At 62.2% G+C, this 19,585-nt stretch carries 17 protein-coding genes; all 17 read right to left on the bottom strand.

What is annotated here, in order from left to right; translation table 11 throughout:
- Positions 1-349 precede the first annotated feature (349 nt).
- Positions 350-751, bottom strand: a complete 402-nt coding sequence (locus tag ACIPZ5_RS23280) for a biopolymer transporter ExbD (RefSeq protein WP_261942257.1) — start codon at positions 749-751, stop codon at positions 350-352.
- 1 nt (position 752) lies between these two features.
- Positions 753-1,472, bottom strand: coding sequence for a MotA/TolQ/ExbB proton channel family protein (locus ACIPZ5_RS23275; protein WP_261942256.1), 720 nt, complete (start codon positions 1,470-1,472; stop codon positions 753-755).
- A 30-nt stretch (positions 1,473-1,502) separates the two neighbouring features.
- Positions 1,503-2,291, bottom strand: a complete 789-nt coding sequence (locus tag ACIPZ5_RS23270) for an energy transducer TonB (RefSeq protein ID WP_343599041.1) — start codon at positions 2,289-2,291, stop codon at positions 1,503-1,505.
- Positions 2,292-2,655: 364 nt separating this feature from the next.
- Positions 2,656-3,645, bottom strand: a complete 990-nt coding sequence (locus ACIPZ5_RS23265) for a sulfate/molybdate ABC transporter ATP-binding protein (RefSeq protein WP_261942254.1) — start codon at positions 3,643-3,645, stop codon at positions 2,656-2,658.
- 3 nt (positions 3,646-3,648) lie between these two features.
- Positions 3,649-4,521 (bottom strand): sulfate ABC transporter permease subunit CysW, encoded by an 873-nt coding sequence (cysW, locus tag ACIPZ5_RS23260; protein ID WP_261942253.1) that lies wholly within the window; start codon positions 4,519-4,521, stop codon positions 3,649-3,651.
- A 10-nt stretch (positions 4,522-4,531) separates the two neighbouring features.
- Complete coding sequence (gene cysT / locus ACIPZ5_RS23255; RefSeq protein ID WP_261942252.1) at positions 4,532-5,350, bottom strand: sulfate ABC transporter permease subunit CysT; 819 nt, start codon at positions 5,348-5,350, stop codon at positions 4,532-4,534.
- 195 nt (positions 5,351-5,545) lie between these two features.
- On the bottom strand, positions 5,546-6,553 hold the full coding sequence (locus tag ACIPZ5_RS23250) for a sulfate ABC transporter substrate-binding protein (protein WP_016712581.1): 1,008 nt from the start codon (positions 6,551-6,553) through the stop codon (positions 5,546-5,548).
- A 50-nt stretch (positions 6,554-6,603) separates the two neighbouring features.
- Positions 6,604-6,786 carry a sulfur starvation response protein OscA gene (oscA, locus tag ACIPZ5_RS23245; protein ID WP_016712582.1) on the bottom strand — a complete coding sequence of 61 codons (183 nt, stop codon included), beginning with the start codon at positions 6,784-6,786 and terminating at the stop codon, positions 6,604-6,606.
- Positions 6,787-7,010: 224 nt separating this feature from the next.
- Complete coding sequence (locus ACIPZ5_RS23240; protein ID WP_261942251.1) at positions 7,011-10,076, bottom strand: efflux RND transporter permease subunit; 3,066 nt, start codon at positions 10,074-10,076, stop codon at positions 7,011-7,013.
- Positions 10,073-11,140 carry an efflux RND transporter periplasmic adaptor subunit gene (locus tag ACIPZ5_RS23235; protein ID WP_261942250.1) on the bottom strand — a complete coding sequence of 356 codons (1,068 nt, stop codon included), beginning with the start codon at positions 11,138-11,140 and terminating at the stop codon, positions 10,073-10,075. Before ACIPZ5_RS23235 ends, ACIPZ5_RS23240 begins: the two co-directional genes overlap by 4 nt.
- Complete coding sequence (locus tag ACIPZ5_RS23230; RefSeq protein WP_261942249.1) at positions 11,137-12,225, bottom strand: efflux RND transporter periplasmic adaptor subunit; 1,089 nt, start codon at positions 12,223-12,225, stop codon at positions 11,137-11,139. Before ACIPZ5_RS23230 ends, ACIPZ5_RS23235 begins: the two co-directional genes overlap by 4 nt.
- A 430-nt stretch (positions 12,226-12,655) precedes the next feature.
- Positions 12,656-13,549, bottom strand: a complete 894-nt coding sequence (locus ACIPZ5_RS23225; protein WP_313202467.1) for an ABC transporter permease subunit — start codon at positions 13,547-13,549, stop codon at positions 12,656-12,658.
- Positions 13,546-14,427: an ABC transporter permease subunit gene (locus ACIPZ5_RS23220; protein WP_261944251.1), complete on the bottom strand. Its 882-nt coding sequence runs from the start codon at positions 14,425-14,427 to the stop codon at positions 13,546-13,548. Before ACIPZ5_RS23220 ends, ACIPZ5_RS23225 begins: the two co-directional genes overlap by 4 nt.
- 35 nt (positions 14,428-14,462) lie before the next feature.
- Complete coding sequence (locus ACIPZ5_RS23215; protein ID WP_261942248.1) at positions 14,463-15,605, bottom strand: ABC transporter ATP-binding protein; 1,143 nt, start codon at positions 15,603-15,605, stop codon at positions 14,463-14,465.
- Between the two features lie 71 nt (positions 15,606-15,676).
- Positions 15,677-16,771, bottom strand: a complete 1,095-nt coding sequence (locus tag ACIPZ5_RS23210) for a polyamine ABC transporter substrate-binding protein (protein ID WP_261942247.1) — start codon at positions 16,769-16,771, stop codon at positions 15,677-15,679.
- 175 nt (positions 16,772-16,946) lie between these two features.
- Entirely contained in the window at positions 16,947-18,044 is a 1,098-nt protein-coding gene (locus ACIPZ5_RS23205; RefSeq protein ID WP_261942246.1) for a polyamine ABC transporter substrate-binding protein, read from the bottom strand.
- Between the two features lie 170 nt (positions 18,045-18,214).
- On the bottom strand, positions 18,215-19,576 hold the full coding sequence (locus ACIPZ5_RS23200) for an aspartate aminotransferase family protein (RefSeq protein ID WP_343599053.1): 1,362 nt from the start codon (positions 19,574-19,576) through the stop codon (positions 18,215-18,217).
- Between the last annotated feature and the right edge of the window lie 9 nt (positions 19,577-19,585).

Genomic DNA, 19,585 nt, shown 5'->3' with positions numbered 1-19,585 from the left:
TGTATGCACGGAGATGAGCCATTCCATACAGCCAAGCTTTTCAGCTCTGAACACCTCAGAAAAGCTTGACCGCCAACAGAGTATCTACATTTGTTTCGGGCCAATGAGTCCTGCGCCATTCGCGCGCGCACCTTTGGCGTATGGCTCGGTATCGAAGGGGATACACCAGGAACATATGCCAAGGCACTGTCGTGACTGGCCCGAAACAAATGTAGGAGCGGATTTATCCGCGATGCGCCGCGCGGGCGGCGCTCGATCTCACAGGCGCTGATACCGTCACGGCGAACAAAAAAAGGGCCAACCCCTGCCAAGAGATATGGCCCATAAGCACTTGCCTGAAGAATGAAGACTACCGTGCAGTTATTACCGCCAGTTTGCTGATCCCGGCGCGCTCGATCGCGGCCATGGCCCGCGCGACTTCGCCGTAATTCACACCATCGTCAGCCTGCAGCTGCACACGCACGTCGGCGTCCTTGTCCTTGGCTGCCTTAAGGTTGGTTTCCAGCAAGTCCGGCTGGATCTCATCCTTGTTGATGAACAGCTTGCCGCCACCGTCGATGCTCACCACCAGCGGGTCTTTCTGTTCCACCGGGGCCACGGCCTCGGTCTTGGGCAGGTTGATCGGGATGGCATTGGTCAGCAGCGGCGCGGTGACGATGAACACCACCAACAGCACCAGCATGACGTCCACCAGCGGCGTGACGTTGATTTCACTGAGGACTTCGTCGCTGTCCTGGGTCGAAAAGGCCATATCAGGACGCCTCCTTCACCGGCTGGGTGAAACCGGCCTGAGCCTTGTTGACCGCAGGGTGCACCAACACCCGGAAGGCACTCTTCTGCGCCAGGCTGTAGAAGTCGTGAGCAAAGTCATCGAGGTCGGCCGCGGTCAGCTTCAGGCGGCGTAGGAAGTAGTTGTAGACCAGCACCGCCGGCACCGCGACGGCGATACCCACACCGGTGGCGACCAGCGCCGCGCCGATCGGCCCGGCCACGGTTTCCAGGCTGGCGGAACCGGCCGCGCTGATGCCCTTGAGCGCTTCCATGATGCCCCATACGGTACCGAACAGGCCGATGAAGGGCGAGGTACTGCCGATACTGGCGACCACCGCCAAGCCAGTCTCCAGTGAACGGCGCTCACGCACGATCTGCTGGCGCAGGGCGCGCTCAAGGCGGTCCTGGTGGTTGATGGCGTGGCTCAGGTCACTGGCGTGGGAATCACCAACAGCAATCGCGGCATAGCCGGACTGGGCGACTCGGGCGGCCGGGCCAGGCAGTTCGTGGCTGATTTCCGCCGCCGAGTCGAGGCTCGATGCGGCCCAGAATTGCTGGTGGAAACGCTTGTCCTGGTTCTTCAGCCGTACGAACTGCGCGACCTTGACCAGGGCCAGGCCCCAGGTGACGACGGAGAAACCGACCAGCAGCCAGATGACTGCACTTTCAACGGATTCGAGAGGGGATGCCAGCAGGCTCATGATGATGTCTTCCTGTGTTCTGCGAAAAAGTTAGCGAAGCTTGAAATCGATCGGCACGCTCACCCAGCCGGCCTGGGCCACGTCGCCCTGCTTGGCGGGCACGAAGCTCCAGCGCTTGACCGCAGCCAGTGCGGCGGCGTCGAGGGCATCGCGGCCGCTGCTCTTCTGGATCTGGATCTGCCCCGGCTTGCCGTTGGGCAGCACCTCCACCCGCAGCAGCACGGTGCCTTCCCAGCCACGGCGCTGGGCCATCTGCGGGTACTCCGGCGCCGGGTTCTTCAGGTACGCGGCGTTGGCCGACGGTGGCGTGACCGGGGCCGGCGCAGGTGGCGCTGGGGGCGCCGGGGCAGCAACCGGGGCAGGTGGCGGCGCCTCGACCGGTTTGGGCTGTGGCTTGGGCGCCTGCTTGACCACCGGCTTGGGCACGGGTTTGGGCTTGGGTTTGGGCTTGGCGGCCAGCTCGTCGACCACCGGGGGCGGTGGCTCGACCACCGGCGGTGCAGGCGCGGGTGGCGGCGGTTGCACGACAGGCGGCGCGGGCGCCGCAAACTCGATGGTCATGGGCGGAATCTGTGGCGGCACCACGGGCAGCGCGGGCGTGGGGGCCTGGCTGACCCAGTAGGCAGCAGCGCCGTGCAGGGCCAGCACCAGCAGGCCCAACGCCAGCTTGTCACGGCGCTTGAGGCCGCTGACCGGGGTGCGTTGCAGGCGCAATTGGCCCAGTGGCAGGCGAAGTGTCCGTCCAAGCTCGACCAGGTCACCCGGGCTCGGGCGCCATGGCTGGTCGTAGGCCCTGACGGCCGACTGGACATTACCCATTGATCAAACTCCTGGGGTTCTTGATTCAGGTGTGTGGCTGAATCATCGGGGGCAGGGGCTTATCGCTTAAAGTAATGTTTAAAATTAAAGTTAGATCCTTTGGGAATATATATTTCGATTGGGTGGCTCTAACCCGCGGGTTTCGTGGGGTGTAGAAGATCAATGATCAGACGATGCCTTGTGGGCATACGAAATATTCGTGCAAGGCATCAGATTGCCGCGAGGGCTGCGCCCTCGATCGCGGGTAAACCCGCTCCCACAGGGATCGCGCCACCCCTGTGGGAGCGGGTTTACCCGCGAATACGATTGCACAGACAAAAAAAAGCCCGGGACCAATCCCGGGCTTTTCATCACTCAAAACGGCTCAGATATCCGCCACCTTCTGCCAGACCTTCGGCCGGAAGAACAGCGTTTCCCCACGCGCCAGCCCGGTCAGGCTGTCGTGGTCCTTGACCACCTCGGCCTCGATCAACTCGCTCTGCCCTTCCACCTTCAAGGTCACCCGGGTGGTCGCACCCAGCGGGCGAATGTCGCGCACCTCGGCCGCATGGTGCCCCTCGGTCTCATGCCGCGACAACGACACCTCGTGCGGGCGGAACAACACATGGTGGCCCTCGCTCAAGGCCAGGCGGTTGGAGTCGCCAAGGAAGTGGTAGACGAAATCGTTGGCCGGATGCTCGTATACCTCGCCCGGCGAGCCGATCTGCTCGATCACGCCCTTGTTCATCACCACGATGCGGTCGGCCACTTCCATGGCTTCTTCCTGGTCATGGGTGACGAACACCGAAGTCAGGTTGATGTCCTCGTGCAGCCGCGCCAGCCAGCGGCGCAGCTCCTTGCGCACCTTGGCGTCGAGCGCACCGAACGGCTCGTCCAGCAGCAGCACCTTCGGTTCCACAGCCAGGGCGCGGGCCAGGGCGATACGCTGACGCTGGCCACCGGACAGCTGCTCGGGGTAACGGTCGGACAGCCAATCCAGTTGCACCATGTTCAGCAGTTCATGGACCTTCTCGGCAATCTTGCTTTCGCTCGGTCGCTCGCCCTTGGGCTTCATGCGCAGGCCGAAGGCGACGTTGTCGAACACGCTCATGTGGCGGAACAGCGCGTAGTGCTGGAACACGAAGCCGACGTTGCGATCACGCACGTCATGGCCAGACACGTCTTCGCCATGGAACACGATGTTGCCCTGGTCCGGTGTTTCCAGGCCGGCGATGATGCGCAGCAGGGTGGTCTTGCCGCAGCCGGACGGGCCGAGCAAGGCCACAAGCTCGCCGCTGTTGATGTCCAGGTTGATGGCGTTCAAGGCCTGGAAGCTGTTGAAGCGCTTGCTGACGTTACGAACTTCGATCGACATGAATCATTCCTCCGCGGCGCTGTGGCGCAGGCGGTTAATACGGTTCTCGCTCCACTGCTTGAGCAGCAGGATGAAGAGCGCCAGGATCAGCAACAGGCTGGCCACGCTGAAGGCCGCGACGTGGTTGTACTCGTTGTAGAGGATCTCCACGTGCAGCGGCAAGGTGTTGGTCACGCCACGGATATGGCCCGACACCACCGACACCGCGCCGAACTCGCCCATGGCCCGCGCGGTGCAAAGCACCACGCCGTAGATCAGGCCCCATTTGATGTTCGGCAGGGTCACATGCCAGAACATCTGCCAGCCGTTGGCGCCGAGCAGGCGCGCGGCCTCCTCCTCCTGCGTGCCCTGCTCCTGCATCAGCGGGATCAGCTCACGGGCGACGAACGGCACGGTGACGAAGATGGTCGCCAGGACTATACCCGGCAGGGCAAACACGATCTGGATGTCATGGTCCTGCAGCCACGGGCCGAACAGGCCTTGCGCACCGAACATCAGCACGTAGACCAGGCCGGCGATCACCGGCGACACCGAGAACGGCAGGTCGATCAGCGTCACCAGGATGCTCTTGCCGCGGAAGCTGTACTTGCTCACGCACCAGGCGGCGCTGACACCGAATACCAGGTTCAGCGGCACGGAGATGACCACGGCAAGCACGGTGAGCTTGAGCGCCGACAAGGCATCAGGCTCGAAGATCGCCTCGAAGAAGGTGCCAAAGCCGTTCTTCAGCGCCTGCGACACCACGATCACCAGCGGCAGCAGCAGGAACAGCGCGAACACCAGCCAGCCAAGGCCGATCAGGACGCGTCGCGAAGTGGCGCTGCCACGCCGGGCGGCATTGGCGGCAGCGCTTGCACTCAGGGTTGAACTGGACATGCGGCCTCCTTCAAGGGGTTTCGATGCGGCGCTGCAGCAGGTTTATCAGCAGCAGCAAGATGAAGGAAACCACCAGCATCAAAACGCCGATGGCAGTGGCGCCGGTGTAGTCGTACTGGTCGAGCTTGACCATGATCAGCAACGGCAGGATCTCGGTCTTCATCGGCATGTTGCCAGCGATGAAGATCACCGAACCGTACTCGCCAACGCCACGGGCAAAGGCCAGGGCGAAACCGGTGAGCCAGGCGGGCAACAGCGCAGGTGCGAGAATATGGCGGAACACCTGCAATGGTTTCGCGCCCAGGCAGGCTGCAGCTTCTTCGACTTCACGCGGGATATCCGCCAGCACCGGCTGCACCGTGCGTACCACGAACGGCAGGGTGACGAAAGTCAGCGCCAGGGTGATACCCAGCGGCGTGTAGGCGATCTTGAAGCCCAGGTCGGTGGCGAACTGGCCAACCCAGCCCGCAGGTGCGTACAGAGCGGTCAGGGCAATACCTGCAACGGCAGTAGGCAAGGCGAACGGCAGGTCGATCATCGCGTCGATGATCTTGCGCCCGGGGAAGGTGTAGCGCACCAGCACCCAGGCCAGCAGGGTACCGATCACACCGTTGATGATGGCGGCGAGCAGGGCGGTGCCGAAACTCAGTTGCAGCGCGGCGATCACCCGCGGCGCACTGATGACGTTCCAGAACTGTTCCCAGGTGAGCTGCGCGGCATGCACGAACATGGCGGCCAGCGGTATCAGCACGATCAGGCTGAGGTACACCAAGGTGTAGCCCAGCGTCAGCCCGAAGCCGGGTATGACGGGGGAAATGCGACGTGACATAAATATCCCTGGTTGAACGCACGAAGCCCCGGTTATGCCGGGGCGGTGCAGGACTCTCAATCTTGGGGCTGCTTTGCAGCCCATCGCAGGCAAGCCAGCTCCCATAGGATCACCACAGGCCTGAGGGCTGCTCGGTCCCTGTGGGAGCTGGCTTGCCTGCGATGGGCCGCAGAGCGGCCCCGCTTTTCCGTGGCCTTACTGTGCCTGATAGATCTGGTCGAACACACCGCCATCATTGAAGAACTTAGGCTGTGCAGTCTTCCAGCCGCCGAAGTCCTTGTCGATGGTCACCAGGTCCAGTTTCGGGAACTGCTTGCCAAACTCGGCAGCGACTTTCTCGTCACGCGGGCGGTAGAAGTTCTCGGCAGCGATCTTCTGCCCGGCCGGGCTGTACAGGTGCTTGAGGTATTCGGTGGCAATCTCGGTATTGCCCTTCTTCTCGGCGTTCTTGTCGACCACCGCCACTGGCGGCTCGGCGAGGATCGACAGCGACGGCACGACGATGTCGAACTTGTCGGCGCCACCGTCTTCCTTCAGCGCCAGGAACGCTTCGTTTTCCCAGGCCAGCAGTACGTCGCCCTGGCCGTTGTTGACGAAGGTGATGGTCGAGCCGCGAGCGCCGGTATCCAGCACTGGCACGTGCTTGAACAACTCCTGCACGTAGGCCTTGGCCTTCTCTTCGCTACCGCCGGCCTTCAGGCCGTAGGCCCAGGCAGCAAGGAAGTTCCAGCGGGCGCCGCCGGAGGTTTTCGGGTTGGGGGTGATGACCGAGACGTCCTTCTTGATCAGGTCGCCCCAGTCCTTGATGCCTTTCGGGTTGCCCTTGCGCACCAGGAACACGATGGTCGAGGTGTATGGGGTGCTGGCGTCCGGCAGGCGAGTCTGCCAGTTGTCCGGCAGGGTCTTGCCGAGCTTGGCGACTTCGTCGATATCACCGGCCAGGGCCAACGTCACCACGTCGGCGCGCAGGCCATCGATCACCGCGCGGGCCTGCTTGCCCGAACCACCATGGGATTGCTGGATCTTCACCTTGTCGCCCGGATGGGCCTGTTGCCAGTGCTTGATGAATTCGGCGTTGTACTGCTGATACAGCTCACGGGTCGGGTCATAGGACACGTTCAGCAGTTCGTAGTCCTTGGCGATGGCGGAACCGGCAAAAACAGCACTGGCCAGAGCGGCGAGCGCATAACGGCGGATGGACATGGTGAAGCTCCCGATTGGCATTTTTCTAGTTTTGAAGGGTGTGGCGCGAATCAGCCGGCCTTGTTGCCGGGCTGTTGCAGGCGGAACTTCTCCTTGCGTTCGATCTGTACCACCTGGGCGTTGTGCACGGTGATTTCCACCGCGCCAAAACGCAGGTCGCGCAAGGCGCTCTGGATCTCACGCAGAATGGTGGCTTCGTCCTGACCGTCGATGCTACGCAGCGATGCACTCATGCTCGTTCTCCTTGGAGTAGGTGCCGGGCTGAGGTTTGAAGGGGAATTTGCGCCTGGCTTGAGGCAATACTAGTGAGGCGCGGATATTCTTAAAAATACTGTTTAAGAATGTTTATATAACTATTTTTAAAAGACACGGCTGTACCGCTGTGGGAGCGGGCTTGCCCGCGAATGCGGCAGTGAGTTCACCATCGCATTCGCGGGCAAGCCCGCTCCCACAGAGTTCAGTGTTGGGGCCTGGCCTTGTGCTCAGGCTCGCGGATTTTGTACCAGGCCACGTACAGCGCCGGCAGGAACAGCAACGTCAGCAGGGTCGCGACGATGATCCCGCCAATCATCGCGTAGGCCATCGGCCCCCAGAACACCTCACGGGCAATAGGGATCATGCCAAGGCTCGCTGCCGCTGCCGTCAGCAGGATCGGCCGGCGCCGGTGGTTGGTGGCCTCCACCACCGCATCCCACGGCGAGAAGCCCTGGGCCTCGAACTCGTCGATCTGGGTCACCAGGATCACCGAGTTACGAATGATGATGCCCGCCAGCGCAAGGATGCCGAGGATCGCCACAAAGCCCATCGGCGTGCCCGTGGGCACCAGCGCCAGCACCACCCCGATCAACCCCAGCGGCGCGACGCTGACCACCAGGAACAGCTTCTGTACGCTGTGCAGCTGGATCATCAGGAATGTCGCCATGAGGAACAGCATCAACGGAATGACCTTGCGGATCGGCCCCTGGGCCTTGGCGCTCTCCTCCACGGTACCGCCCGTGGCCACTTCGAAGCCCACTGGCAGCTTGCTGGCGAACTCGTCGATCTTCGGTTTCAGCTGGGCCACCAGGTCGGTGGGCTGGATATCGCCGTTGACCGAGGCCTTGATGGTGATGGTCGGCTTGCGGTCGCGGCGCCACACCAGCGGCTGCTCCAGTTCGTAGCGCACGGTGGCGAACGACAGCAGCGGGATCGAGGTGCCGTTGGGCGTGAGAATCTGCAAGTTCTGCAAGGTATCGGGTGAACCGCGCTCGCTGTCCTCGGCGCGGGCGACCACATTGACCAGGTAGATGTTGTCGTTGACCTGGGTAATCTGCACGCCGCTGACGATGCTGTTCATCACATTGGCCACGTCCTCCGACGACAACCCCAGCTGTCGCGCCTTGTCCTGGGCGATTTCCACGCGCAGCACCTTACCCGGCTCGTTCCAGTCGTAGATCATCTCGCCGATGTGCTCGTTCTGGTCGAGCAAGGTGGCCAGGTCGATGGCGTGCTTGCGCACCTCATCGATATTGGCGCCGCTGACCCGGTACTGGATCGGCCGGCCCACCGGCGGGCCCATCTCCAGCGATTGCACGTTGACGCCGATGCCGACGAACTCTTCATGCAGGATCTTCTGCAGGCGCTCCATCATGGCCTGGCGTTCCTCGAACCCTTTGCTGACGATCACCAGCTGCGCGTAGTACGGGTTCTGCAGTTGCTGGTCGAGGGGCAGGTAGAAACGGATCGCACCTTGGCCGATGTAGGTGCTCCAGTGCACCAGGTCCGGGTCGTCCTTGATCCGCGCCTCGAAGCGGTCCACCACCTTGCGGGTTTCCTCGATCGAGGCGTTCTGCGGCAGGTTGAGGTCGACGAGGATTTCCGGGCGGTCCGAAGACGGGAAGAACTGGTTCTGCACGAAGCGCTCGCAGAAGATCGCCAGGGCAAACAGCAGCACCGTGCCGATGATGGTCAGCCAACGGTTGCGCATGCACCACAGCAGGCCATGCTCAAAGGCGCGGCCGACCCGCCCTGGCTCTGCTTCATGGGCCTTGAGCTTGGAGCTGCTGAGGATATGCACACCCAGCACCGGGGCGAAGAACACCGCCACCACCCACGACACCATCAGCGCCACCGCGATCACTGCGAACAGTGTGTAGGTGTACTCACCCGCGGAACTGGCGTTGAGGCCGATCGGCACGAAGCCTGCCACCGTCACCAAGGTACCGGTCAGCATGGGGAACGCCGTCGAGGTATAGGCGAACGTGGCCGCCTGCTCCTTGCTCTCGCCCATTTCCAGGCGCGTGACCATCACTTCGACCGTGATCATCGCGTCATCCACCAGCAGGCCGAGCGCGATGATCAGCGCACCCAGCGAAATCCGCTGCATGGTGATGCCGCTGTATTCCATGAACACGAACACCATCGCCAGCACCAGCGGGATCGAGCAGGCCACCACCAGGCCGGCGCGCATGCCGAGGCTGACGAAGCTCACCGCCAGTACGATCACCACCGCTTCGAACAGCGCGCTGGTGAAGCCGCCGACCGCCTGCTTGACCACTACGGCCTGGTCAGACACGGTGTGCACGCCGACGCCTATCGGCAGGTCTTCGACCACCCGGTCCATGCGCTTTTTCAGCGCCGCGCCAAATACCTGCATGTTGCCGCCGGCCTTCATGCCGATGGCCAGGCCGATGGCGGTCTGGCCGTTATAGCGGAACATCGGTGACGGCGGATCGACGTAGCCGCGCTGGATATCGGCGATATCGGCCAGGCGGAAGAAGCGGTCATTGATCCGCAGGTTGACGGTCTGCAGGTCCTTTTCCGAGGCGAACTGCCCGGTGGTACGCACCGAAATGCGCTCTGGGCCAGCCTCGATCACCCCGGCCGGGGTCACTGCGTTCTGTGATTGCAGGGCCTGCATGACCTGGCGCTGGTCAATGCCCAGGGCGGCCAGCTTGCGGGTCGAGAAATTCAGGTACAGCACTTCATCCTGGGTGCCGATCAGCTCGATCTTGCCGATGTTGGGTACGTCGCGCACCTCGGCACGCGCCTGTTCCACGTAGTCACGCAGCTGGCGCAGGGTCAGGCCGTCGGCGGTAAAGGCATAGATCGAGCCGAACACGTCGCCGAACTCATCGTTGAACCCCGGCCCCTGGATACCGGCAGGGAACTGGCCCCGGATGTCCTGGATCTTCTTGCGCACCTGGTACCAGATTTCCGGGATGTCCTTGGCCTTGGTGGTGTCGCGCAGGTACACGTACACCGTGGATTCGCCCGGCCGGGTGTAGCTCTTGGTGTAGTCGAGGGAGTCGAGTTCCTCGAGCTTCTTCTCGATGCGGTCGGTGACCTGGTAGAGGGTTTCGTCCTGGGTCGCGCCGGGCCAGCGGGTCTGGATCACCATGGTCTTGATGGTGAACGAAGGGTCTTCCTCACGGCCGAGGTTGAAGTACGAAAAAATGCCCATCAGCAGGCCGACGAACATCAGGTACCAAACGAACGATTGATGCTTGAGCGCCCATTCGGACAGGTTGAAGCTTCCTTTCATTGCGCATCCTCGTCGAAGGTGACCTTCTGGCCAGGCTTGAGGCTGTTCACGCCCGCCGTCACCACGCGCTCGCCGGGCTGCACCCCTGCGGCCAGAACGATGCTGTCGGCAGTACGGTCGATCAGGGTGACGTCGCGAGTACCCACGGTTTTCTGCTGGGTATCGATCACCCAGACCTGAGTCTTGCCGTCACGTTCGAGCAAGGCACTCAGGGGCAGCTCGCTGCGCGGGCTCACTTCCGAGCTCAGGGTCACGCTTACTGCCGTGCCCAGGTGGAAGGCCGCCGGGGTGCTTGCCAAGGTAAGGCGCGCGCGACGGGTCCGGGTCGTCGCATCGGCCTGCGGCTCCAGTTCGCGCAGGGTGGCGGTGGTGTTGATGGTCGGGTCGAGCTGCGACGCGACGGTGAAGGTCAGGTCCTTGTTCAGTTGCTCGGCCAAGCCGATAGGCAGGTCGATTACCGCTTCCTTCACATCGGGGCGCGCCAGGGTCACCACGGCCTGCCCCGCCGTGACGGTCTGCCCGGCTTCGGCCTGCCAGGCGGTAATTACTGCCGCGTGGTCGGTGCGCAGGGTGCTGTAGTCGAGCTGGTCACGGGCCTGGCTGAGCGCCGAGCGCGCCTGCTCCAGCGCGGCGCTGGTAGTTTTCAGGTTGGTCTGGGCGATATCCAGCTGCGCCTGGGCACCGACGCCGCGATCGTACAGCTGCTGCTGACGGCGGGCATCGGCCTGGGCATTGATCCACTGTGCCTGGACCTTTGCCAGGTCGCCTTCGGCGGCACGCAACTGGTTCTGCTGGTCGGTGGGGTCGAGCGTGGCCAACGTGTCCCCCGGTTTGACCTGGGCGCCCACATCCAGCCAACGCCGGGCAATGCGCCCGCCAACCCGAAAGCCCAAGGTGCTTTCGAAGCGCGCCTCGATCAGGCCGGCGAAGCGCCCCAGCTGCGACTGCACCTGCGGCTCCACCTTGACCGACAGCACCGGCCGGATCGGCTCGGGTGCTTCTTCCTCATTGCCGCAGGCGGCCAGCAGCACGCCGGCTGACAGTATCAGCAGCAGGCGCGTCATAGCTCACCCCCTTGGGCCTTGGCATCGACCTTTTCTACCTGCATGCCGGGGTGCAGCAACTGGCTGCCGTTGACCACCACGGTCTCGCCAGCCTTCAGGCCGCTGGCGACCACGATCTTGCCGGTCAGGTAGCGGCTGAGTTCGACTTTGCGCAGTTCCACCTTGTCGCCCTCGCCCACCACCCAGACTGCCGGTTCATGCAGCCCCTTGGTCAACGCCGACCACGGCAGTTCGATGCTCGGCCGCCCCACCGCATTGGTGCTGGCAGTGACCGGTGCGCCCAGCTGCATGCCCGGCGGTATGTCCTTCAGCGCCACCTTGACCTGCACCGTGCCGCTTTGCGCCGACACGGTGGGGGTGATTTCACGGACAAAGCCATGGGCCTGGACCTTGGGGTCATCCAGCAGGCTGACGATCACGCCGGCGTCGCTGGGTGGCGCCACCAGCAGGGATTCATACACGTTGAACACGGCATCGCGGTCGCCGTCACGGGCCAGGCTGAAGATCGGCATGGTCGCCTGCACCACCTGGCCGACCTCGGCCTGGCGCTGGGTGATCACACCATCGGCTTCGGACACCAGCGCGGTGTAGCTCAGTTGCTCATTGGCGTTGGCCAGCTGTGCCTGAGCAGCCTTGAGCGCGCTCTGGTTGCTGCGCAGCGCGGCTTCGGCAGAGTCGTATTCGCTCTGGCTGGTGTAGCCCTTGGGCAGCAGTTTCTGCTGGCGCACGAAGGCGGCGCTGGTTTGGGTGACCCGGGCCTGGGCGGCGAACACCTCGGCCTTGGCCGAGTCGACGTTGTTCTGCAGGTCTTTCGGGTCGAGCCGGGCCAATACCTGGTTGGCTTTCACGTGCTCACCAACATCCACGCTGCGCGAAATGATCTTGCCGCCGACGCGGAACGACAGATCGGTCTGCACCCGCGCCTGCACGTCGCCGGTCAGGGTTACCCTGGCAGCGAAATCGGTGGGCTGGACCTGCTGCACACCTACACGTGGCAGTGTCTCGGGTACCTCTTCCTTGCTACAGCCGGTGAGCATGTACAGCAGCCCCAGGCAAACGACCGACAGCGGACGCATCAACGTCATGCAGGCTCCTTGCTTGCGCGCAAATGATTCGTGAGATGCGACTGTCAGCGTAGTTCAGGGTTGGATAAACGGCACTGACTGGTGCCAGGTATGAGAAGGGGTTATGGCATCGAGGTGCTTGCCACACCATCTTCAGCGCTTATGAGATCGAGCGCCGCCCGCGCGGCGCATCGCGAATAAATTCGCTCCTACATTTGTTGCAACGTGGCCATGCCTGTGAGGCCATGGTTGTCAGCCGGTTTGCAAGACTCAAGACATACACCAAGGCAGGCGACCATGGCGTAACAGGTTCGGCACGTTGCAACAAATGTAGGAGCGGATTTATCCGCGATGCGCCGCACGGGCGGCGCTCGGTTCAACAGGCGCTGAAAATGTTGTGGCGGGCACCAGACACCCCACAGAGCCAAAGCCCTGCAGGGTGCCCTCAAGATCAAGCCGAAGCGGCCACTTGAGTCGGGCGCTTGACCTGTGGCTGCGAGGCGTTGGCCGCCGCGCCTTCCTCGATCGCCTGCTGGATCGCCTTGCGACGACGCTCTTCGGCCTGGCGGCTGAAGTACCAGACAAAGAAGGTCACCAGCGACACCGAGAGCAGGATCAGGCTGGCCACGGCGTTGATCTCCGGCTTCACGCCCAGACGCACCGCCGAGAACACTTCCATCGGCAGGGTGGTCGAACCCGGGCCGGACACGAAGCTGGCCAGTACCAGGTCATCCAGCGACAGCGCGAACGACATCATGCCGCCCGCCGCCAGCGATGGCGCGATCATCGGGATGGTGATCAGGAAGAACACCTTCCACGGCTTGGCACCCAGGTCCATCGCCGCTTCCTCGATCGACAGGTCCAGCTCACGCAGGCGTGCCGACACCACCACCGCCACATACGCCGCACAGAACGTGGTGTGGGCAATCCAGATGGTGACGATGCCACGCTCCTGCGGCCAGCCGATCATCTGCGCCATGGCCACGAACAGCAGCAACAGCGACAGACCGGTGATCACCTCAGGCATCACCAGCGGCGCGGTAACCAGGCCACCGAACAGCGTGCGGCCCTTGAAGCGGGTGACCCGGGTCAGCACGAAGGCCGCCAGGGTACCCAGCGCCACTGCCGCCACCGCCGTGTAGCAGGCGATTTCCAGCGAGCGCATCACCGAACCCATCAGCTGGGTGTTGTCGAGCAGGCCGACGTACCACTTCACCGACCAGCCGCCCCACACCGTCACCAGTTTGGAGGCGTTGAACGAGTAGATCACCAGGATCAGCATCGGCAGGTAGATGAACAGCAAGCCGAGCACCAGCATCAGCTTGGAAAAACTGAAGCGCTTCATGCTCTGCCCTCCATTTCTTTGGCCTGGCTACGGTTGAACATCAGGATCGGCACGATCAGGATCGCCAGCATCACCACCGCCAGGGCGGATGCCACCGGCCAGTCACGGTTGTTGAAGAATTCCTGCCACAGCACTTTACCGATCATCAGGGTTTCCGGGCCGCCCAGCAGCTCAGGAATGACGAACTCGCCCACCACCGGGATGAACACCAGCATGCAGCCGGCGATGATGCCGTTCTTCGACAGCGGCACGGTGATCTTCCAGAAGCTGTTGAAGGTGCTCGAACCCAGGTCCGAAGCGGCTTCGAGCAGGCTCGGGTCGTGCTTCACCAGGTTGGCGAACAGCGGCAGGATCATGAACGGCAGGTACGAATAGACCACGCCGATGTACACCGCCAGGTTGGTGTTGAGGATCTGCAACGGCTGATCGATCAACCCGGTCCACAGCAGGAAGCCGTTGAGCAGCCCGTTGTTGCTGAGGATGCCCATCCAGGCATAGACGCGGATCAGGATCGCGGTCCAGGTCGGCATCATGATCAGCAGCAGCAGGACCGTCTGGGTCTCCTTCTTGGCGTTGGCGATGGCGTAGGCCATCGGGTAGCCGATCAGCAGGCACAGCAAGGTGCTGAAGAAGGCCATCTTCAATGAGCCCAGGTAGGCCGAGATGTACAGCTCATCCTCGGTCAACAGGCCGTAGTTGGCCATGTTGAGCACCACCTGGATCTTGTCTTCGACGTAGCTGTAGATCTCGGTATACGGCGGGATCGCCACGTCGGCTTCGGCGAAGCTGATCTTCAACACGATGAAGAACGGCAGCATGAAGAACAGGAACAGCCAGATGAACGGAATCCCGATCACCACGTGCCGCCCCTCCGGGATCAAACGCTGGAAGGCTCGCTTGAGCTTGCGTGGTTTCATGACCGCAGTACCACGCCGCTGTCGTCTTCCCACCACACATACACTTCATCGCCCCAGGTCGGGCGGGCGCCCTGGCGTTCAGTGTTGGCGACGAACGACTGGACGATCTTGCCGCTCGGCAGCTCGACGTAGAACACCGAGTGGCCACCCAGGTAGGCAATGTCGTGGACCTTGCCGCGCGACCAGTTGTGCTCGAAGTCCGGCTGGCTGGTGGTGACCAGCAGCTTTTCCGGGCGCAGGGCGTAGGTAATGTGCTTGTCTTCCACCGACGTGGTGATGCCGTGACCGACGTAGATCTTGCGCTCCAGCTCCGGGCTGGCAATGATCGCGTGGCCTTCGGCGTCGTCGACCACTTCACCGTCGAACAGGTTGACGTTACCGATGAATTCGCACACCAGGCGGCTGGTCGGGGTCTCGTAGATATCCACCGGCGAACCGATCTGGGCGATCCAGCCCAGGTGCATGATGGCGATGCGCTGGGCCATGGTCATGGCCTCTTCCTGGTCGTGGGTCACCATCACGCAGGTCACGCCCACGCGCTCGATGATTTCCACCAGTTCCAGCTGCATCTGCGAACGCAGTTTCTTGTCCAGCGCGCCCATCGGCTCATCGAGCAGCAGCAGCTTGGGGCGCTTGGCCAGGGAGCGGGCCAGGGCCACCCGCTGGCGCTGGCCACCGGAGAGCTGGTGTGGCTTGCGCTTGGCGTACTGGGTCATGTGCACCAGCTTGAGCATCTCGGCCACGCGGGCGTCGATCTCGGCCTTGGGCATCTTGTCCTGCTGCAGGCCGAAGGCGATGTTCTGCGCCACGGTCATGTGCGGGAACAGCGCGTAGGACTGGAACATCATGTTGATCGGCCGCTCGTACGGCGGCATATCGGTAATGTCGACGCCATCGAGGAAAATCCGCCCTTCAGTCGGGCGTTCGAAGCCGGCCAGCATACGCAGCAAGGTCGATTTGCCGGAACCGGAGCCACCCAGCAGGGCGAAGATCTCGCCTTTGCGGATTTCCAGGGACACATCGTCCACGGCGACCGTTTCGTCGAATTTTTTTGTAACCCGGTCGATCTTGACCAGCACCTGCTTGGGTTGCTGGCCACCCTCGAGGGCTTTCTTATAGGCACCGGAGGCAACTGCCATGAGTGAAACTCCCAACAAGATTTTTGTGCCCGCGCGGCCTGTGTTCCAGGTACCGCAACGGGTCTGGATAATTACTTGCCCGACTTGACCTTGGTCCAGCTACGGGTCATCAGACGCTGCACCTTGGGCGGCAACTCTGAGTTCACGAACATCTTGTCCAGCACTTCCTGCGGTGGGTAAACCGCAGCGTCAGTCCTCACGGCCTGGTCCATCAGGTCGCCAGCCTTGGGGTTCGGGTTGGCGTAACCGACGTAATCACTGACCTGGGCGATAACCTCAGGTTTCAGCAAATAGTTGATGAAGGCGTGCGCCTCTTTCACGTTCTTGGCGTCCTTGGGGATCGCCAGCACGTCGAACCAGAGGTTGCCGCCTTCCTTGGGAATGGCGTAGGCCAGGTTCACACCCTTCTTCGCTTCCTCAGCGCGGGCCTTGGCCTGGAACACATCACCCGAAAAACCTGCCGCGACGCAGATGTCGCCGTTGGCCAGGTCGGTGATGTACTTGGACGAGTGGAAGTAGGTCACGTACGGGCGTACGGCCAGCAGCTTCTGTTCGGCCTTGGCGTAATCCTTGGCATCGGTGCTGTTGGGGCTGAGCCCCATGTAGTTGAGCACCGCCGGGAGCATTTCGTCCGCCGAGTCGAGGAAGGCCACACCGCACTTGGAGAGCTTCTTCATGTTTTCGGGTTCGAACAGCACAGCCCAGGAGTCGATGGTGTCCACGCCCAGCGCGGCCTTGACCTTGTCGACGTTGTAACCGATGCCGTTGGTGCCCCACAGGTAAGGCACGGCGTACTGGTTGCCCGGGTCGTTCTTTTCCAGGCGCTTCATCAACGCCGGGTCCAGGTTGGAGTAGTTGGGCAGCAGGCTCTTGTCGAGCTTCTGGAACGCGCCCGCCTTGATCTGCTTGCCGAGGAAATGGTTGGACGGCACCACCACGTCATAGCCGGTGTTGCCGGCCAGCAGCTTGCCTTCCAGGGTTTCGTTGGAATCAAAAACGTCCTGCACGGGTTTGATGCCCGTTTCTTTCTCGAAGTCCGCGAGGGTGTTCGGGCCGATATAGTCCGACCAGTTGTAGAAGTGCACCGTAGGCGCCGCTTGGACGCTGCATGCCAGCGTCAGGCCCGCTCCAGCCATCAAGGCCTTGCGTAATACAGAAATAGACAAGTGGGTGGTCCTCACAATCAGTGCCTTGGTGACGGCGTACTTACTTGGGTACAAGTGCTGCCGCACACTCAAAACCGGCGCGCAACTTACCTGCGCAGCTTCGATGCCGCAATCATCAATTGCCCTTCACTGGCTCTGGGCCGGAAAACCCCGGCCCAGAGGTCACGCATCGGGGTTATTTGCCCGACTTGATCTTGGTCCAGCTACGAGTGATGTCACGCTGGACCTTGGCATCAGGTGCCGCGATGGCATACAGCTGTTTCTTCACTTCAGCCGGTGGATAGATGCTTGGATCGCTGGTGATTGCCTTGTCCACGAACTGGGTAGCAGCGGCGTTGCCATTCGGGAAGCGCACAGCGTTGGTGATTTCGGCCATGATTTCCGGCTGCAGCAGGAAGTTCATGAACTGGTAGGCGGCGTCTTTATGCTCGGCATCTTTCGGGATGGCGACCATGTCGTAGAAGGTGCCGGCACCTTCTTTTGGAATCACGTAGTCCACCTTGACCTTGTCGCCGGCTTCGTGGGCACGTGCCTTGGACTGCTCCAGGTCACCCGAATAGCCGACGGCCACGCAGATGTTGCCGTTGGCCATGTCGCCAATGTACTTGGACGAGTGGAAGTAGGTGATCGAAGGACGGATCTTGAGGAACAGCTCCTCGGCGGCCTTCAGGTCTTCCTTGCTGGTGCTATTGGTCGGCTTGCCCAGGTAGTGCAGTGCGGCCGGGATCATCTCGGTCGGGGCATCCAGGAAGCTCACGCCGCAGCTCTTGAGCTTGGCGATGTTCTCAGGCTTGAACACCACGTCCCACGAGTCGATCTTGTCCACGCCCAGCGCAGCCTTGACCTTCTCCGGGTTGTAGCCGATACCGATCGAACCCCACATGTACGGGAAAGCGTGCTTGTTGCCCTGGTCGCTGGCATCGCCAACGGCCTTGAGCAGGTCTTCGTCGAGGTTCTTCCAGTTGGTCAGCTTGGAGCGGTCCAGCTCCTCGTAGACGCCTGCCTTGATCTGCTTGGCCAGGAAGTTGTTGGACGGCACGACGATGTCGTAGCCCGACTTGCCCGCCAGCAGCTTGGCTTCCAGGGTTTCGTTGCTGTCGAAGACGTCGTACTTGACCTTGATACCGGTCTGCTTCTCGAACTTGGCGATGGTGTCCGGAGCGATGTAGTCCGACCAGTTGTAGACGTTAAGTACCTTGTCCTCAGCCTGTGCAGCAGTGGCCATGGCACCCATCAGGGCGGCGGCCAGCAACGTCTTGCCCATTTTCTTCATGCGTCATGCTCCAGATTTTTTTGATTAGCCATCCGTTCAGCAGCCAGGCCCCGCGCTACACGCGTCGCAGCGACTGAAACAGTCGCTAGTCTGGCAAGTTACAAGGCGCTGTTTCAAGGAAACCAGCCCCTTGTAACCACTTAATGTCACATCGCTAGCCTAGCAAACGCTCAACGGATCGCTTCGAGGGTCAGGTCGAGGCACTTGCGCGCCTTTTCCACGAGCTCGTCGACCTCCTCGCGGCTGATCACCAAAGGTGGCGCGATAATCATGGTGTCGCCCACCGCGCGCATGATCAGGCCGTTTTCAAAGCAGAAGTTGCGGCACACCATGCCCACGCCTTTGCCTTCGTAACGGCTGCGGGTGGCCTTGTCCTTGACCAGCTCGATCGCGCCGAGCATGCCCAGGCCGCGCACCTCGCCCACCAGCGGATGGTCCTGCAGCTCGCGCAGACGTTTTTGCAAGTAGGGTGCCACTTCCGTGCGCGCCTTCTCGACAATCTTCTCGTCACGCAGGATGCGCAGGTTCTCCAGGCCCACTGCGGCCGCCACCGGGTGGCCGGAATAGGTGAAACCGTGGTTGAAGTCGCCACCTTCGCTGATGACCTTGGCCACCTTGTCACGCACGATCACACCGCCCATGGGGATGTAACCGGAAGTAAGGCCCTTGGCGATGGTCATCAGGTCGGGCTTGAGGTCGTAGTAGTCGGAGCCAAACCACTCGCCGGTGCGGCCGAAGCCACAGATCACTTCGTCCGCGACGAACAGGATGTCGTACTTCGCCAGGATTTCCTTGACCTTTGGCCAGTAGGTTTGCGGCGGAATGATCACCCCGCCGGCACCCTGGATCGGCTCGGCGATAAAGGCGGCGACGTTGTCTTCGCCGACTTCCAGAATCTTTTTCTCCAGCTGTTCGGCAGCCCACACGCCGAAGTCGTCGGGGCTCATGTCGCCGCCCTCACCGAACCAGTACGGCTGCGGAATGTGCACGATGCCCGGGATCGGCAGGCCGCCCTGCTCATGCATGCCGCTCATGCCGCCCAGGCACGCACCCGCGAAGGTGGAGCCGTGGTAGCCGTTGATGCGGCCGATGATGGTCTGCTTGTGGGGTTTGCCCTTCAGCGCCCAGTAGTGGCGAACCATGCGCAGCACGGTGTCGTTGCCTTCGGAGCCGGAGCCGGTGAAGAACACATGGGTCATGCCCTCGGGCGCCACGTCGGTGATCGCCTTGGCCAGCTCCAGGGCTGGCGGGTGAGCAGTCTGGAAGAACAGGTTGTAGTACGGCAGTTCACGCATCTGCTTTTCTGCCGCCTGCACCAGTTCTTCACGGCCATAGCCAACTGCCACGCACCACAGGCCGGCCATGCCGTCGAGGATCTTGTGCCCCTCGCTGTCCCACAAATGCACACCCTGCGCCTTGGTGATGATGCGCGGCCCCTTCTCCTTCAGCTGCTTGTAGTCAGAAAAGGGTGCAAGGTGGTGCTCGCCGCTCAGGGTTTGCCATTCACGGGTTTGCGGGTTGTTGACGCTCATGTGCCTCTC

It is taken from the genome of Pseudomonas sp. NPDC089428 (assembly GCF_044749325.1).
GTDB lineage: Bacteria > Pseudomonadota > Gammaproteobacteria > Pseudomonadales > Pseudomonadaceae > Aquipseudomonas.
This window is presented reverse-complemented; position numbering and strand designations above follow the sequence as displayed.

Excerpts from the sequence above, each read along its gene's own strand:
- oscA (WP_016712582.1), bottom strand. The coding sequence starts at position 6,786 with ATGAGTGCATCGCTGCGTAGCATCGACGGTCAGGACGAAGCCACCATT.
- ACIPZ5_RS23235 (WP_261942250.1), bottom strand. The coding sequence starts at position 11,140 with ATGACGCGCCTGCTGCTGATACTGTCAGCCGGCGTGCTGCTGGCCGCC.
- ACIPZ5_RS23230 (WP_261942249.1), bottom strand. The coding sequence starts at position 12,225 with ATGACGTTGATGCGTCCGCTGTCGGTCGTTTGCCTGGGGCTGCTGTAC.
- ACIPZ5_RS23250 (WP_016712581.1), bottom strand. The coding sequence starts at position 6,553 with ATGTCCATCCGCCGTTATGCGCTCGCCGCTCTGGCCAGTGCTGTTTTT.
- ACIPZ5_RS23205 (WP_261942246.1), bottom strand. The coding sequence starts at position 18,044 with ATGAAGAAAATGGGCAAGACGTTGCTGGCCGCCGCCCTGATGGGTGCC.
- cysT (WP_261942252.1), bottom strand. The coding sequence starts at position 5,350 with ATGTCACGTCGCATTTCCCCCGTCATACCCGGCTTCGGGCTGACGCTG.
- ACIPZ5_RS23275 (WP_261942256.1), bottom strand. The coding sequence starts at position 1,472 with ATGAGCCTGCTGGCATCCCCTCTCGAATCCGTTGAAAGTGCAGTCATC.
- ACIPZ5_RS23200 (WP_343599053.1), bottom strand. The coding sequence starts at position 19,576 with ATGAGCGTCAACAACCCGCAAACCCGTGAATGGCAAACCCTGAGCGGC.
- ACIPZ5_RS23225 (WP_313202467.1), bottom strand. The coding sequence starts at position 13,549 with ATGAAGCGCTTCAGTTTTTCCAAGCTGATGCTGGTGCTCGGCTTGCTG.
- ACIPZ5_RS23270 (WP_343599041.1), bottom strand. The coding sequence starts at position 2,291 with ATGGGTAATGTCCAGTCGGCCGTCAGGGCCTACGACCAGCCATGGCGC.
- ACIPZ5_RS23265 (WP_261942254.1), bottom strand. The coding sequence starts at position 3,645 with ATGTCGATCGAAGTTCGTAACGTCAGCAAGCGCTTCAACAGCTTCCAG.
- cysW (WP_261942253.1), bottom strand. The coding sequence starts at position 4,521 with ATGTCCAGTTCAACCCTGAGTGCAAGCGCTGCCGCCAATGCCGCCCGG.
- ACIPZ5_RS23280 (WP_261942257.1), bottom strand. The coding sequence starts at position 751 with ATGGCCTTTTCGACCCAGGACAGCGACGAAGTCCTCAGTGAAATCAAC.
- ACIPZ5_RS23240 (WP_261942251.1), bottom strand. The coding sequence starts at position 10,076 with ATGAAAGGAAGCTTCAACCTGTCCGAATGGGCGCTCAAGCATCAATCG.
- ACIPZ5_RS23215 (WP_261942248.1), bottom strand. The coding sequence starts at position 15,605 with ATGGCAGTTGCCTCCGGTGCCTATAAGAAAGCCCTCGAGGGTGGCCAG.